This is a genomic window from Streptomyces maremycinicus (assembly GCF_001184025.1).
Taxonomy (GTDB): Bacteria; Actinomycetota; Actinomycetes; order Streptomycetales; family Streptomycetaceae; genus Streptomyces; species Streptomyces maremycinicus.
In genome coordinates this window covers 46,037-60,078 of sequence record NZ_BBYG01000014.1, presented here as the reverse complement: position 1 = coordinate 60,078, position 14,042 = coordinate 46,037, and the positions used below count along the sequence as shown (strand labels likewise).

The following is a 14,042-nucleotide window of genomic DNA, read 5'->3' as shown; positions in this document are numbered from 1 at the left end:
GTCAGTAGGGGTGGTGGGGCGTCGGGCGGGGCCGTCCGACGCCCCCATGTCGCGCCGCTTGGCGGGGAGTTTACGAACTGGGCTGGTCGAACACTGTTCGGCTTGATCGAAACTCTCGTATAGTGACGCCCGGTTGATCACCGACTACAGACTTCTGTGCACTATCTGCCCCTTAGGACAACACAAGGGTCGCGTTCACGAGCGGCCACCCGAGGACCTGAGCGATGACCGCGCCCGCCCCTTCCGGCGACCGATCCACCATCCGTTCGCTGCTTCCCCTGCCCCTGCTGACCGCTGCCCTGTCCGTCCTTGCCGTCCTGTGGGCCGTCGCGTCCGCACCCGCGTCGGCGCAGACGCTCGTGGGCTGCTGCGGTGCCGCCGCCGCGGTCCTGCTGTGCGTGGCCGTGACCGTCGCCGTGCAGGCCCGGCGCGCCGCGCGCTCCGTCCGCGCCGCGCTGCGGACGGCGACCGCCGAGGCCGAGCGGGCCGCCCAGGAGCGCGACCTCCAAGCCGAGCGCTGGCGCCGCGAACACCAGCGGCACACCGACGCCACCGCACACGAACGAGCCCGCCTCGCCGAGGAGTTCACCAGGGAACGCGCCCTGCGCGCCCAGGAGTCCGAGGGCGAACGGGTCCGGCTCGCGGCCGAGGTCCGCAGGCTCTCCGAGCAACTCGACCGCGCCCTCGGCGACCGCGACTCCGCGATCGCCGCGACGGCCAACGCCGCGGCCCGGATGCAGGCGCTGGCCACCGGCACCCTGGCCGACCTGCGGGCCATGGAGGAGCGGCACAGCGACGAGGAAGTCCTCGCCGACCTGCTGCACCTGGACCACCGCACGGCCCAGGCCGGCCGTCTCGCCGACTCCGTCGCCGTCCTCACCGGGGCGCGCTCGGGGCGCCGTTGGGCCCGCCCGATCTCCATGGAGTCCGTACTGCGCGGCGCCATGGGCCGGATCAGCGGCTATCAGCGCATCCGCCTGCACTCCGTCAGTGACACCGCGGTGGCCGGACACGCGGCGGAGGGCGTGATGCACGCACTCGCCGAAGTGCTCGACAACGCAGCCAACTTCTCGCCTCCCAACGCCGAAGTGCACGTCTACGTCGAGGAGGTACCGGCGGGCGCCATCGTCTCGGTGGAGGACAGCGGGCTCGTCATGAGCGACGTCCAGCTGCGCCGCGCCGAACAGGCCGTCTCCGGCGACGCGGGCGGCCTCGGCGGCCTCACCGGCACCCGGCTCGGCCTCGCCGTGGTGGGACGACTCTCGCGCAAGCACGGCATGAAGGTGTCCTTCCGGCCCTCCGCGCGAGGCGGCACCGGGGTGCTCATCCTCATCCCCCAGGACATCCTCACCACGGCGCCGTCCCCCGTACGACGTCCGGCGGACCCGCCCACGCGCAACGCCCCGCCGCGCGCCCCGGAGCCGGACCTCGACGCGCCCGCTCCCGCCGAGGTCACCGCGCCCGCGGAGCAGCTCCCGCCCCAGGACGACGGCGCCGACACCCCGCGAACGGGCGACGGACTGCCCAAGCGGCGGCGCGGCCGCACCCTGGCCGCCGCCGAGTCCGCCCGCGCCGCCGCCCAGAGCGTCGAGCGCCGCACGGACCCGCCCGAGGACATCCGCACCCGCGCCAACCGCTTCGGCGCGTTCCGCCAGGCGGTGCGCGCGGGCGGCGCGGCGGAACGCACGGGCGGGCACCCGCTGCCGGACGTCCCCGACGACTCACACGACACGCCGTCCCCGCAGACCGAGACGGTCCACGGCGGTCCCACTCCCTCGCACCCGGAAGGCGACACCACCTCATGACCGGCACGACCACCGCCGACGAGAAGCTCACCTGGCTCATAGAAGGCCTCCTCGAGCGCACCCCGGGCGCCCGGCACGCCCTCGTGCTCTCCCGCGACGGGCTGAAGCTGTGCCGCACCCCGGAACTGACGGTCGACCAGGCCGACCAGCTCGCCGCCATCGCCGCGGGCATCCAGTCGCTGTCGCACGGCGCCTCGGTGGAGTTCGGCGACGGTAGCGGAGGCGTTCGCTCCTCGATGACCGAGTTCTACGGCGGAACGCTGTTCATCGTGGAGGCCGGCGAGGGCGCGCACCTGGCCGTGGTCACCACCGAGGAGGCCGAACCCGGACTCGTCGGGCACAACATGAGTGAGCTGGTGGAACAGTTGGGCGAGCACCTGACGGCCCCGCCCCGTACGGCGTGAAGCGCCCCGGCAGGGACGACGCCCCCGACCGGCTCTACACCCTCACCGGGGGACGGAGCGGTTCGGGGCCCGACAGTCCCTTCGACCTGGTGACGCTGGTGGTGGCCGAGAGCGGCCCCACCGTAGGCATGCAGTCGGAACACGCGGCGGTCCTCCGGCTGACGCAGGCGCCCACCGCCGTGGTGGAGGTCGCCGCCGAACTGGGGCTTCCCGTGAGCATCACCAAGATCCTGCTGTCCGACCTGCTCGCCGCCGGCCGCGTCAGCGCCCGCCACCCCCGCAACTCCGCCCTTCCCGATCCCGACGTCTTGGAGCAGGTGCTCGTTGGACTCCGCAACCTCTGACGTGCGCACCCCCTTGGGTGCCACCGCCGACAACGGTCTGAAGATCGTCGTCGTGGGCGGCTTCGGCGTCGGAAAGACGACCATGGTCCGTTCGGTCAGCGAGATCCGTCCCCTCAACACCGAGGAGACGATGACGAGGGCCGGCGAAGCGGTCGACGACACCAGCGAGATCCGGGGAAAGACCGCCACCACGGTGGCCTTCGACTTCGGCCGGATCACCCTCGACGAGCGCAACGTGCTGTACCTCTTCGGCGCGCCCGGCCAGGAACGCTTCTGGTTCCTGTGGGACCGGCTGTTCTCCGGAACCCTCGGCGCGGTCGTCCTGGTCGACACCCGTCGCATCGACGACTCCTGGTACGCGATCGACCGTCTCGAGCGCCACGGCACGCCGTTCATCGTGGCCTGCAACGACTTCGGCGGCGCCCGCCACGCGCACAGCGACGTCCGTGAGGCCCTCGACCTCGACCCGCAGGTTCCGCTGATCGACTGCGACGCGCGTACCCGGGAGTCCAGCAAGGAAGTCCTCATCACGCTCGTCCAGCACATCCAGAGCCGGTACGCCGGGCAGCGGGCCCACGCCGCCGCTTCACCACGGGAGTTCGTGTGAGCACCGACGCCGTTCCGCTGAGCGGTTCGCGCTTCCAGACCGATCCCTTCCGGATGTACCGGGAGATGCGTGCGCAGCACGGCGCCGTCACGCCCGTCCTGCTGGAGGGCGACGTCCCGGCCTGGCTCGTCCTCGGCTACCGCGAACTGCACCAGGTCACGGGCGACCCCGTCCTGTTCAGCCGCGACTCGGAGCTGTGGAACCAGTGGGACTCGATCCCCGGCGACTGGCCCCTGCTGCCGATGATCGGCCGCAAGCAGCCGTCGATCCTCTACACGGTCGGTGAGCGGCACCGCGAGCGGGCCGCCATGATCAGCAACGCGCTGGAGGCGAGCGACCCCACCCGGCTGCGCCGTCACGCCGAGCGGTTCGCCGACGAACTGATCGACGCGCTGTGCACCGAGGGGACGGCCGACCTCATCGGCCAGTACGCCATGCTGCTGCCCGTGCGGGTCCTGGCGCAGCTGTACGGCTTCTCCGACGAGGAGGGCCCGGGCCTGGTCACCGCGCTCAACGACATGATCGACGGCCGGGAGCGCGCCCTCGCGGGACAGAGCCATCTGGCGTCCTCGATGGGCGAGTTGCTCGCCGCCCGCCGGGCCGCGCCCGCCGATGACGTCGTCTCCCGGATGCTGGCCGACCCCGGTGGTTTCACCGACGAGGAGATCGCCCAGGACCTCATGGTGATGATGGCGGCCGGACACCAGCCCACCGCCGACTGGATCGGCAACTCGCTGCGGCTGATGCTCACCGACGGCCGTTTCGCCGCCTCGCTCTTCGGCGGCCGCAACAGCGTCGCGGAGGCGATGAACGAGGTGCTCTGGGAGGACACTCCCAGCCAGGTCGTCGCCGGCCGCTGGGCGTCGCGGGACGCCCACCTGGGAGGCCGGCACATCCGGGCCGGAGACCTGCTCCTGCTCGGCCTCCAGGCGGCCAACTCCGACCCTCAGGTGCGTCCCGTCGGAGACGATCTGACCGGCGGCAACAACGCGCACTTCTCCTTCGGCCACGGTGAGCACCGCTGTCCGTTCCCGGCCCAGGAGGTCGCCGAGGTGATCGCCCGGACGGGGATCGAGGTCGTCCTCGACCGGCTGCCCGACATCGACCTCGACATCCCGGCCGACTCCCTGACCCGTCGCCCCTCGCCCTGGCTGCGCGGGCTGACGGAGCTGCCCGTGCGGTTCACCCCCACCCCTGCCCTGGGAGGCAACTGACCATGACGTCCGGAACCGAAGAGCTGCGGATCCCACTGGATCCGTTCGTCACCGACCTGGACGGTGAGAGCGCCGAGCTGCGGGCGGCGGGACCGCTGGCCCCGGTCGAGCTGCCCGGCGGCGTCCCGGTGTGGGCGGTCACCCGGCACGCCGAGGCCAAGGCGCTGCTGACGGACCCCAGGCTGGTCAAGGACATCAACGTGTGGGGCGCCTGGCAGCGCGGCGAGATCCCGCCCGACTGGCCCCTGATCGGCCTGGTCAACCCCGGCCGTTCCATGCTGACCGTGGACGGCGCCGACCACCGCAGGATGCGCGGACTCGTCGCCCAGGCCCTCACCCCGCGCCGGGTGGAGGCCATGCGCGAGCGGATCACGGAGCTCACGGCACGACTGCTGGACCGGCTGCCCGCCGACGCCGACGTCGTCGACCTCAAGGCGGAGTTCGCCTACCCCCTGCCGATGTACGTCGTCGCCGACCTCATGGGCATCGAGGAGAGCCGACTGCCGCGCCTGAAGGTGCTGTTCGAGAAGTTCTTCTCGACGCAGACCCCGCCTGCGGAGGTCGTCGCCACCCTCGTCGAACTGGCGGGGATCATGGCCGAGACCGTCGCCGCCAAGCGCGCCGAGCCCGGTGACGACCTGACCAGCGCGCTCGTCCTGGCCTCGGAGGACGGCGACCGGCTCACGGACGAGGAGATCGTCTCCACCCTCCAGCTCATGGTCGCCGCCGGCCACGAGACGACGATCTCCCTGATCGTCAACGCCGTCGTCAACCTCTCCACCCACCCCGACCAGCGTGCCCTGGTCCTGTCGGGCGCGGTGGACTGGTCCGCGGTGATCGAGGAGACCCTGCGCTGGTCCACGCCGACGTCGCACGTGCTGATCCGGTTCGCGACCGAGGACGTGCCGGTCGGCGACCGGGTCATCTCGGCGGGTGACGCGCTCATCGTCTCCTACGGGGCGATCGGCCGCGACGAGGAGGCGCACGGCCCCTCGGCCGGCGACTTCGACATCACCCGTGAGACCCGCACCCGGCACATATCCTTCGGCCACGGCCCGCACGTCTGCCCGGGTGCGGCCCTGTCCCGTCTGGAGGCGGGCGTGGCGCTGCCCGCGCTGTACGCCCGCTTCCCCGGACTGGACCTGGCGGTGGAGCCGTCGGCCCTGCGCAACAAGCCGGTGGTCACCCAGAACGACCTCTTCGAGCTCCCGGTACGGCTCACCTCCACGACCGCCTGACCCGTCCCCGGGCACCGCTCCCGCACCCGTACGGCCGTGCATCCGTGTATGCGTGCATCTGTACGGCGGTGCGGTGAGGAAGAAACAGAAGGCGGTCTCCCGTCCCGTGCCCCCGAGCCGGGACGGGAGACCGTCGTCCGCCCTCAGGACGGGTGAGCCGTGTCCGGTGTGTCCGGCAGTCCGCAGGCCCGTGACCGGGCGCCGCACCGTGCCGCACCCGCGAGGCGCCGCCCGCCGGGCGGGTTGAGGTGGTGCGACGCGCAGGACCGTCCTGTCGGCACATGGCCACAGGGGTGTATTCAGGACATGTGGATTCCAGCCGACCGTCAGGACGTGTGATGTGGTCGCGGCATGAGCTGAGCCGCCGGCTTGTCATGCCTCTCGCTCTGATCGCGGTCGTCACCGTGGTGGACGTCCTGGCCCCTCCCGACGTCCACCTGGGCCCTTTCCTGGTCGCGGCGCCCGCGATCACGGCCTCGTTCGCCGGTCCGCGCACGACCGCCCTGGTCGGCGCGACCGCGGTCCTCGCGCAGGTCACGGTCGCCGTGGCGCGCACCAGCCTCACGGACCTCAACCACACCCTCCAGATCCTCGCCCTGATCCTGATCTGCGTGCTGGCCACTCTCTTCGCCTACGGGCGCGAGCGCCGCGAACGGCAGCTCGTCCAGCTTCGCTCGGTGGCTCAGGCCGCGCAGGAGGTCGTGCTGAGGCCCTTGCCGCGCCGGATCGGTCCCCTCCGGCTGGCCTCCGTCTACCTGGCCGCGGAAGCCGAGGCGCAGATCGGCGGAGACCTGTACGCCACGGCCCGCACCACGCAGGGAACCCGAGTCCTGATCGGTGACGTACGGGGCAAGGGCCTGGAGGCGGTCGGTGAGGCCGCCCGTCTCCTCGGCGCCTTCCGGGCCGCCGCGCACCGGCAGCCGGAGCTGCCCGCACTCATGGCCTTCCTCGAGGACGCCGTCTCCTCGGATCTCGACACGCCGGGCGACTGGACCGACGGGACGGAGGGCCTGGAAGGCTTCACCACCGCGGTCGTCCTGGACATCCCGGACCACGGCACCGCCGTCTCCGTGATCAACTGCGGCCACCCGCCACCCCTGCTGTGGGCCGACGGCAAGGTCCGCGAGCTGGAGGTGCGCCGCCCTGCGCCGCCACTGGGCCTGACCAGGCACGTGGCGAACCCCTTCGCGCTCGAGGAGTTCACCCTGGCGGACGGTGACATCCTCCTGCTCTACACGGACGGGGTCATCGAGGCCCGCGACAGCAAGGGAAATTTCTATCCCCTGACCGAACGGCTCACCGCATGGTCCGGACACGGGCCCGAGGCCCTGCTGCGCCACCTGTGCCACGACCTCCTGACCCACGCGGGCCAGAACCTGGGCGACGACGCCGCCCTCGTCGCCATCGAGCGGGTCGGCCCGGGTGAGCCGTAGGCGATCCGGGCGGAATCCGGCGGGAATCCGGGGTACGCGGACCTCTGCGAGGAAGGAGTCGTCTTCATGAACGCGGATATGTGGGGCTACCGGCAGACGGCCGGACACACCACCGGCGGCAGCCTGACCGGCTACAAGGTCGAGGCCACCGACGGCGGCATCGGCAAGGTCGACAAGCACTCCGACGACGTCGGGGCATCGCACCTCGTGGTCGACACCGGAGTATGGATCTTCGGCAAGCAGGTCCTGATCCCGGCCGGTCTCGTCAGCCGTATCGACAGGGTGGCCGAGACGATCTACGTCGACCGGACCAAGGAGCAGATCAAGAACGCTCCCGAGTTCGTCGAGGACAAGCACACCGGCGACATGGGCTATCACGCGGAGATCGGCACGTACTACGCGAGCCACCGGGCCTGAGACCCGAGCCCGAGACCCGAGCCCGAGACCCTGAGGCCTGAGACCTGAGCGACGGCCTCTTATTCGTTTGCCGACCGCCAGTTCGGTCGGATAGGAAGCTTCCATGTTGAGGGGCGACAAGGTCGGGCTCAGGGCCCGGCACGAGGACGACATCCCGATCCTGCGGGCCGAGCTCTACGACGACGTGGTCAACGCCTCGCGGGCCGAGAGCGGGCCGTGGCGGCCGGTCACGCCCGGGTCGAAGGACCGGCGGCTCGTGGTGGACGACACCGAGCAGGGGAGCGTCCCGTTCTCGGTGGTGGAACTGGAGGGCGGCACGCTGGTCGGTACCGCGACGCTGTGGGGCATCGACAACCACAACCGGTCCGCCCACATCGGGCTGGGGCTGCTCCCGGCCTCGCGCGGCAAGGGCTACGGCACCGACGTCGTCGCGGTGCTGTGCCACTACGGGTTCGTCGTACGCGGCTTGCAGCGGATGCAGATCGAGACGCTGGCGGACAACGCCGCGATGCTGCGCTCCGCCGAGCGCAACGGCTTCGTGCGCGAGGGCGTGCTGCGCTCGTCGGCGTGGGTTCTGGGCGAATTCGTGGACGAGGTACTGCTCGGCCTCCTCGCCCAGGACTGGAAGCCCGCCTCGACCGGCAGGCCGTAGGGCCGCCGGCCCCACGGCCGACGGCGTCGAGCGCGGCCGGTCCCGGCGTGCTGTCGTCACCGGGCGCGGGACGGCCGCGCCGCGCTCCGTCCGGATCGGCCTTCGCCGTCCCGGAAGGAGCCGCTCCGACGCGCTCAGTCGAGACAGAACTCGTTGCCCTCGATGTCCTGCATCACGATGCAGGACTCGTTGTCCTCGTCGGCAAGGAGCACTCGCACGCGTGTCGCGCCGAGCGCGACGAGTCGGGTGCACTCGGCTTCGAGCGTGGCGAGGCGCTCCTCACCCACGAGCCCGGTGCCGGCCCTTACGTCGAGATGCAGCCGGTTCTTGACGACCTTGCCTTCGGGGACGCGCTGGAAGTACAGCCGCGGGCCGACGCCCGAGGGGTCACCGCACGAGAACGCCGCTCCCTGCCGCTCGGCCGGCAGGGAGCGGTCGTAGGCGTCCCAAGTGGCGAACCCCTCGGGCGGCGGCGGTACGACGTACCCCAACACCTCGCACCAGAAGCGGGCGACGCGCTCAGGTTCCGCGCAGTCGAAGGTGACCTGGAACTGCTTGATCGATGACATCGGCGCACCCTAGCAGGGGGATCCCGGCGCTCAATTCCCCACCTGGGCCAGCCTGTTGTCGACGTCGGCCATGTGATGCGGACCACTCTTCGGGCGCCCCGAGCCCCGCATACGCCATCATGATCGGAATGGACGCCCGTTTCCTCGGCATCGCCGAGCTGGTCGAAGTCCCGCCCGTGGCCGTCGTGGTCGACGTCATGCGTGCGTTCACCGTGGCTGCCTGGGCCTTCGCCCAGGGCGCGGAGAAGATCGTCCTTGCCGAGTCGCTGGACGAGGCCCTGGCTCTCAAGGCCCGCCATCCGGATTGGCTGGCGCTGAAGGACGGTCCGCCCGCGCCCGGGTTCGACGCCGTCAACTCTCCCGGTCTGCTGCGGTCCATCGACCTCGGCGGACGGACCGTGGTGCAGAAGACCACGGCCGGGACGGTGGGCGCCCTCGCGGTCAAGGAGGCGTCACTGGTGTTGTGCGCGAGCTTCGTGGTGGCGGAGGCGACGGCTCAGCTCCTGCGGGCGCGGGGGAGTGACGGCGTCACGTTCGTCGTCACCGGCGAAGAGGGGCGGGCCGAGGAAGATCTGGCGTGTGCTCAGTACATCGCTCGGAGGGTCACCGAGGCCGGTACGGAGGCCGCCGGGTTCCTTCGCCGTGCTGCTGAGTCACGTGCCGCCGTCGAGCTGGCGGAGGGCGTGCGCCAAGGTGTCCACCCCGACGACGTCGCCCTCTGCCTCGAGGTGGACCGGTTCCCCTTCGCCATGGTGGCGGCCTTGGAGAGTTCCCTGATGGTCCTCCGCCCGTCGGCCCCGCCGTCCGGCCGCCGGTGACGGCTCGCTCTGACCGCCTACGTTCCTTTGAGCACGCCGAGGGCGAGGTGGACCGCGATGTGACTGTCGTGCTGGGCAGTAGCGGTCCACGGTGCGGGTGCGGCAAGTGAGCCATGAGGAGTTGGGGACATGATCGGTCGTCAGAGCGCGCGTTGACGTCGTAGGCCGTGACCGGCCCGTCATCGCGTGCTGCCCTTGAAGTCGCGGCACAGCGAGCCTTCCTCCGCCCGAACCGTCGGCGCGCCCGTCGTGCGCTTGGCCCCAGTGCCGCCGCTCCCACAGCCGGATCTGGCGCGGTCGGACGCCGCCATGACCCCCGAGTCCACTGTCTTGCTCACAGGGCTCGGGAAGCACTTCGTGCAGCGGTGACGCGCGATGCGATGGGTCAGGGGTTCAAGAAGACCGATGTGAACGCGCGGCCGTCGCGTGCACGGCCCTCGACACGGCGACGGCGACCGCGACCGGTTCGGTGTAGACGGTAGACAGGACGGCCTCCTCATCGGCGTACCGTTGCTCAGAGCCTTAGCGGCTCTCAGCATTCCGGGTATTTCGGCCCGGAAGGTCCGTCTCGTCACCAGAGCGTCAGCGGCTCGGCTTGAGTACGGTCTCTCGTTTCTGTCTGCCGCTGGTGCGGCAGGGTTGCGCCACCTGCCCGCCCCGCGCTCGCCCTGCGGCGGGTGCGGGTGGCGCGGGTCTTCTGGTCGGCTCCACGAGGTTTCGACACGGCCGGGGCGGTGTCCTGGTCTCCGGCCACTCCGGTACCAGTGGTGCAGGCTGCCGTGAGGGCGGCGAGGTTGAGTGCGGCGTTGTCGTCCCGGTCGATGACCAGATGGCAGGCGTCGCATGCGTAGATCCGGATGTGCAGCGGCAGTTTGGCTTTCACCGCGCCGCACCCGGAACAGGTCTTCGAGGACGGGTACCAGCGGTCCGCGGCCACAAGGCGGGTGGCGTGGCGCTGGCGGGTCTTGTAGGTGAGCTGGCGTCGGATTTCGCCGAACCCGGCATCAGCGATCTTGCGGGCGAGGCGCCGGTTGCGGAGCATCCCGGCGACGTTGAGGTCCTCTACCACGATCGTGCCGTACTCGGCGGCCACGGCGGTGGTGAGCTTGTGCAGGGCGTCTTCGCGGAGGTCCGCCACACGGTGGTGGACCTTGTTGCGCTGGGCGTTGGCCTTCTCCCACCGCTTCGACGGCTTCCGTCCGGTGCGCCGGTCCGGTCCCTGTCTGCGGGACACGGCCCGGGAGGCGCGGCGCAGCTGTACGCGCGCTCGGTCGTAGTGGTTCGGGTTGGGCACGGTGCGGATCTCACCCGTCGAGTCGGCCATGACCGCGAGGGTCTTCACGCCGAGGTCGCTGCCGACCGCCGTGTCCGGCCGTGCCACACGTTCGAGGCCGCGCTTGACCTCGGCCTGGAAGGCTACGCACCAGCGTCCGCGTTCGTGCCGCACGGTCGCGGACAGGATCCGGGCCGTCCCGGCCCGGACGCGGTCAAGGAGCTTCACGGTCGGCTCGTGGGTGCGGATCGTGCCCAGTCGCGGAAGCGTCACATGCCGGCCGTCGGCGTCCACGCGGATGGTGCCGGTCGTGAACCGGCAGGCGAGAGGCGCTTTCCTCTTCGACTTGAAACGAGGTGCGCCCATCTTCCGGCCGCGGCGCTTGCCCTGCTTGGACTTGGTGTAGTTGTCGAACGCGGCAGCGGCGTTCGCGAGACCGGTGTTGTACGCCTCCTTGGAGTTGTCCTCCCACCAGGCGGCGAACCTGGGGTCGGTGTGCTTGGCGGCGTTGAACGCCTTGCGCAGCGCGGGCAGCGACCACGGCGCCACTGCGTCAGCTGCTCCTCGGCGATCCCGCAGGACTCCTCCGCGCGGCGCTGCCACCACGACGCGCTCACCCAGCCCACCGCCCAGTTGTATGCGGCGCGGGCGGCGCCGCAGTGCGAGCGCAGCGCCGCCTCCTGAGCGGCGCCCGGGTCCAGCGCGAACCGGAACGCCTGCACCACAAACCCTGGCTGCGCCTGGAACTTCTTCACCCAGCATCCTCGGCGTCCGCGGCGGTCGCCACGGCCACCGCCCGGGCGACCCGGGTCTTCGCCGCCCGCCGCCCGTACAGGCGGCCACACAACGAGATCAGCACCTCGGTGATGTCGCGCACCAGGTCATCGGTGGTTTCGGCGGGATCGATGACGACCAGGCGCCGCCCGGAGGCAGACAGGACGGCTTCAACATGCTCGACACCGAATAGGGCCAGCCGGTCCCGGTGCTCGACCACGATCACCGCAGCCCGCGGATGCGACAGCAGGCGGTGCAACATGCGGCGCCTGCCCACGATCGGCCGGTCGTCGTCGCCGACCCTGTCGGTGGTCCGGCCCTCGGCCTCGTCCCCGGCCCTGTCGCCGTCCGCGACCAGCGTCAGCGTCGCGCACCGGGCGGGCGCCGGCCAACCATCGCTCCACGTCGTCGTCGGGTATGCCTCGCGCGGTCGCCTCGTCGCGAAAGGGGCGTAATCGGTCCCACATCTCAGGAGTCATGGTCGAACCGTAGGGGGAGGGACTGACAGCGCGGAACGGTCAGGCGTTCCGCCGACAGGGCGGGTCCACTCGTCCGCCGCTTGGAAACCGATCGGTTTTGATTTCGTCCGATCCGGGTTAACCTCGCGGTATGACCACCGAAGTGAAGCCGAGTCCCAGAGAGCGGCTGCTGGAGGCGGCGGCCACCCTCACCTACCGGGACGGTGTGAACATCGGCGTCGAGGCGCTGTGCAAGGCGGCGGGGGTGTCGAAGCGCTCGATGTACCAGCTGTTCGAGAGCAAGGACGAACTACTGGCGGCGAGTCTGGAGCGGCGCACTTCCGCCTTCGTGGCGACGCTCCTGCCCGCGGCGGACGATGACCGTTCACCACGGGAGCGTGTCGTCTACGTCTTCGAGCAGGCGGAATCACAGGCGGGCGCGCCCGAGTTCCGCGGCTGCCCGTATCTGGCCGTGCAGATCGAGCTCAAGGACCGGAGCCACCCGGCGAGCCAGGTGGCACACCGGATCAAGGCGGAACTGACGGCCTTCTTCCGTTCCGAGGCGGAGCGGGGCGGCGCGAGCGACCCGGACCTGCTGGCCCGGCAGCTCAGCCTGGTCTTCGACGGCGCGAGCGCCCGGGCGGGGATCGGAGCCGACACGCTGACGGGGCTCGTCGCGCCCACGGTGAACACGCTGCTCGACGCGGCAGGAATGCGCTGACGCGTCGTCGTTCCAGAACGTCCCGGCTCCGGCTCGCCACCCCCCGGTGGCCGGGACGGCGCCGCCGCCACGCCATGACCGCCCGTCCCGGCTGTGGTGGCACCGCACCGGCTCCGCAAAGGACCGCCAGCCGCCAGCCGCCAGCCGCCAGTCGACGGGACGCGGGCCGTCGACCACGGCTCGCGTCAGGCAGGCCGCATCGCTAGCCGTCGGCGGGCTCGCGACGTCACCGACCCTCTGTCGCCGCCCCTCCGCCCTGAGCGCTCTGTCATCAGCCCTCGGTCGCAGGCGCTCCGCCTCAGCCCTCGGTCGCAGGCGCTCTGCCTCGGTCCTCGGTCGTCGGCGCTCCGCCTCAGCCCTCCGCCGGGGGCGGCTCCTGCCTGCCCCGACGGGTGCGCGGGCCGCTCCCAGGGGGCTGAGATACGCCCGACCGTACCTCCCCTCGCCGCGCCGCGACCACGCGGCACTCACCCCGCTTGCATCGTGAAACCGATCGGTTTACCTTGGGTGAAACCGATCGGTTTCCAATGCTCGCGTGGAGGTAGTCGTGACAGCAATCAAGGGCGCCACAGTCTTCGTCACCGGAGGCGGCCGGGGTATCGGCAGGGTGCTGGTCGAGGAGCTCTACGCGCGCGGCGCCGGCAAGGTCTACGCGACCGCCCGTGACCCGCGCACGGTGACGCACCCCGATGCCGTTCCGCTGGCGCTGGAGGTCACCGACCCGGCATCCGTGGCGGCCGCCGCCGAGCAGGCCCAGGACGTCACCATCCTGATCAACAACGCGGGTGCCTCGGTGGGCGCGTCGTACCTGGGGTCCTCGATGGATGACGTGCGGCGGGATCTGGAGACCAACTTCTACGGACCGCTGCTGGTCACCCGGGCTTTCGTGCCGATCATCGAGCGCAACGGCGGGGGGCACGTCCTCAACGCCCACTCCGCCCTGTCCTGGCTGGCCGACGGCACGCCCTACAGCGCCTCCAAGGCCGCCCTCTGGTCGCAGACCAACTCCCTGCGCCTGGAGCTGCTGCCGCGCGGCATCGCCGTGACCGGGCTCCACATGGCCTATGTGGACACCGACATGACGGCGGGTATCGACGCGCCCAAGGCCGACCCCCGCGACATCGCCGCGGCCGCGCTCGACGGCATCGAGGCCGGGGCGCACGAGGTGCTGGCCGACGACACCACGCGCTGGGTCAAGTCGCAGCTGTCCTCCGACCTGGAAGCCCTGTACGCGCAGCTGGCGAAGTAGCGCCCGCTCGCCCGCAGAAGGCCGTGCCGGAGTCGAGGGTGGGGAGAGGGCCCTCACTCTCCACGG

The 14,042-nt window shown here is 71.2% G+C and carries 14 protein-coding genes and 2 pseudogenes; 12 read left to right on the top strand and 4 right to left on the bottom strand.

What is annotated here, in order from left to right:
- Positions 1 to 224: 224 nt before the first annotated feature.
- From AOQ37_RS18550 to AOQ37_RS18510, 9 genes are all read left to right on the top strand, one after another.
- Entirely contained in the window at positions 225 to 1,805 is a 1,581-nt protein-coding gene (locus tag AOQ37_RS18550) for an ATP-binding protein (protein WP_062645672.1), read from the top strand.
- A complete protein-coding gene (locus AOQ37_RS18545; protein WP_020126464.1) occupies positions 1,802 to 2,209 on the top strand; it encodes a roadblock/LC7 domain-containing protein in 408 nt (135 codons plus the stop codon). The genes AOQ37_RS18550 and AOQ37_RS18545 overlap by 4 nt, the downstream gene beginning before the upstream one ends.
- Positions 2,206 to 2,553: a DUF742 domain-containing protein gene (locus AOQ37_RS18540; protein ID WP_062645671.1), complete on the top strand. Its 348-nt coding sequence runs from the start codon at positions 2,206 to 2,208 to the stop codon at positions 2,551 to 2,553. The genes AOQ37_RS18545 and AOQ37_RS18540 overlap by 4 nt, the downstream gene beginning before the upstream one ends.
- Positions 2,534 to 3,160, top strand: coding sequence for a GTP-binding protein (locus AOQ37_RS18535; protein WP_374701513.1), 627 nt, complete (start codon positions 2,534 to 2,536; stop codon positions 3,158 to 3,160). Before AOQ37_RS18540 ends, AOQ37_RS18535 begins: the two co-directional genes overlap by 20 nt.
- Positions 3,157 to 4,374 (top strand): cytochrome P450, encoded by a 1,218-nt coding sequence (locus AOQ37_RS18530; protein WP_062645670.1) that lies wholly within the window; start codon positions 3,157 to 3,159, stop codon positions 4,372 to 4,374. Before AOQ37_RS18535 ends, AOQ37_RS18530 begins: the two co-directional genes overlap by 4 nt.
- 2 nt (positions 4,375 to 4,376) lie before the next feature.
- The gene (locus AOQ37_RS18525) at positions 4,377 to 5,612 is read left to right on the top strand and encodes a cytochrome P450 family protein (protein ID WP_062645669.1); all 1,236 of its coding nucleotides are present in this window, start codon (positions 4,377 to 4,379) and stop codon (positions 5,610 to 5,612) included.
- Positions 5,613 to 5,986: 374 nt separating this feature from the next.
- Positions 5,987 to 7,045 (top strand): PP2C family protein-serine/threonine phosphatase, encoded by a 1,059-nt coding sequence (locus tag AOQ37_RS18520; protein WP_306305215.1) that lies wholly within the window; start codon positions 5,987 to 5,989, stop codon positions 7,043 to 7,045.
- 66 nt (positions 7,046 to 7,111) lie between these two features.
- A complete protein-coding gene (locus tag AOQ37_RS18515; RefSeq protein ID WP_062645667.1) occupies positions 7,112 to 7,462 on the top strand; it encodes a hypothetical protein in 351 nt (116 codons plus the stop codon).
- Between the two features lie 103 nt (positions 7,463 to 7,565).
- Positions 7,566 to 8,114 carry a GNAT family N-acetyltransferase gene (locus tag AOQ37_RS18510; protein WP_062645666.1) on the top strand — a complete coding sequence of 183 codons (549 nt, stop codon included), beginning with the start codon at positions 7,566 to 7,568 and terminating at the stop codon, positions 8,112 to 8,114.
- 134 nt (positions 8,115 to 8,248) lie between these two features.
- Here the strand turns inward: AOQ37_RS18510 and AOQ37_RS18505 are convergent, their stop codons facing one another.
- Positions 8,249 to 8,683 carry a VOC family protein gene (locus tag AOQ37_RS18505; protein ID WP_062645665.1) on the bottom strand — a complete coding sequence of 145 codons (435 nt, stop codon included), beginning with the start codon at positions 8,681 to 8,683 and terminating at the stop codon, positions 8,249 to 8,251.
- 128 nt (positions 8,684 to 8,811) lie between these two features.
- Between AOQ37_RS18505 and AOQ37_RS18500 the strand changes: the two genes are divergently transcribed.
- Positions 8,812 to 9,501: a 2-phosphosulfolactate phosphatase gene (locus AOQ37_RS18500; RefSeq protein WP_062645664.1), complete on the top strand. Its 690-nt coding sequence runs from the start codon at positions 8,812 to 8,814 to the stop codon at positions 9,499 to 9,501.
- Positions 9,502 to 10,072: 571 nt separating this feature from the next.
- On the opposite strand, the gene tnpB is transcribed toward AOQ37_RS18500, so the two are convergent.
- The 3 genes and pseudogenes from tnpB to AOQ37_RS18490 form a co-directional block, all read right to left on the bottom strand.
- Positions 10,073 to 11,323, bottom strand: coding sequence for an IS607 family element RNA-guided endonuclease TnpB (gene tnpB, locus AOQ37_RS18495; RefSeq protein WP_234436943.1), 1,251 nt, complete (start codon positions 11,321 to 11,323; stop codon positions 10,073 to 10,075).
- A 119-nt stretch (positions 11,324 to 11,442) separates the two neighbouring features.
- A pseudogene (locus tag AOQ37_RS41375) lies at positions 11,443 to 11,496 on the bottom strand (hypothetical protein); the annotation flags it as partial.
- A 29-nt stretch (positions 11,497 to 11,525) separates the two neighbouring features.
- Positions 11,526 to 11,822, bottom strand: a pseudogene (locus AOQ37_RS18490) (IS607 family transposase); the annotation flags it as partial.
- A gap of 335 nt (positions 11,823 to 12,157) precedes the next feature.
- On the opposite strand from AOQ37_RS18490, the gene AOQ37_RS18485 reads away from it, so the two are divergent.
- Complete coding sequence (locus AOQ37_RS18485; protein ID WP_062645663.1) at positions 12,158 to 12,727, top strand: TetR/AcrR family transcriptional regulator; 570 nt, start codon at positions 12,158 to 12,160, stop codon at positions 12,725 to 12,727.
- 547 nt (positions 12,728 to 13,274) lie between these two features.
- On the top strand, positions 13,275 to 13,976 hold the full coding sequence (locus tag AOQ37_RS18480) for an SDR family oxidoreductase (protein WP_062645662.1): 702 nt from the start codon (positions 13,275 to 13,277) through the stop codon (positions 13,974 to 13,976).
- Positions 13,977 to 14,042: the final 66 nt, after the last annotated feature.

Coding starts and splice junctions, on each gene's coding strand:
- AOQ37_RS18550 (WP_062645672.1), top strand. CDS start 225: ATGACCGCGCCCGCCCCTTCCGGCGACCGATCCACCATCCGTTCGCTG.
- AOQ37_RS18545 (WP_020126464.1), top strand. CDS start 1,802: ATGACCGGCACGACCACCGCCGACGAGAAGCTCACCTGGCTCATAGAA.
- AOQ37_RS18525 (WP_062645669.1), top strand. CDS start 4,377: ATGACGTCCGGAACCGAAGAGCTGCGGATCCCACTGGATCCGTTCGTC.
- AOQ37_RS18520 (WP_306305215.1), top strand. CDS start 5,987: ATGCCTCTCGCTCTGATCGCGGTCGTCACCGTGGTGGACGTCCTGGCC.
- AOQ37_RS18515 (WP_062645667.1), top strand. CDS start 7,112: ATGAACGCGGATATGTGGGGCTACCGGCAGACGGCCGGACACACCACC.
- AOQ37_RS18510 (WP_062645666.1), top strand. CDS start 7,566: ATGTTGAGGGGCGACAAGGTCGGGCTCAGGGCCCGGCACGAGGACGAC.
- AOQ37_RS18505 (WP_062645665.1), bottom strand. CDS start 8,683: ATGTCATCGATCAAGCAGTTCCAGGTCACCTTCGACTGCGCGGAACCT.
- AOQ37_RS18500 (WP_062645664.1), top strand. CDS start 8,812: ATGGACGCCCGTTTCCTCGGCATCGCCGAGCTGGTCGAAGTCCCGCCC.
- AOQ37_RS18485 (WP_062645663.1), top strand. CDS start 12,158: ATGACCACCGAAGTGAAGCCGAGTCCCAGAGAGCGGCTGCTGGAGGCG.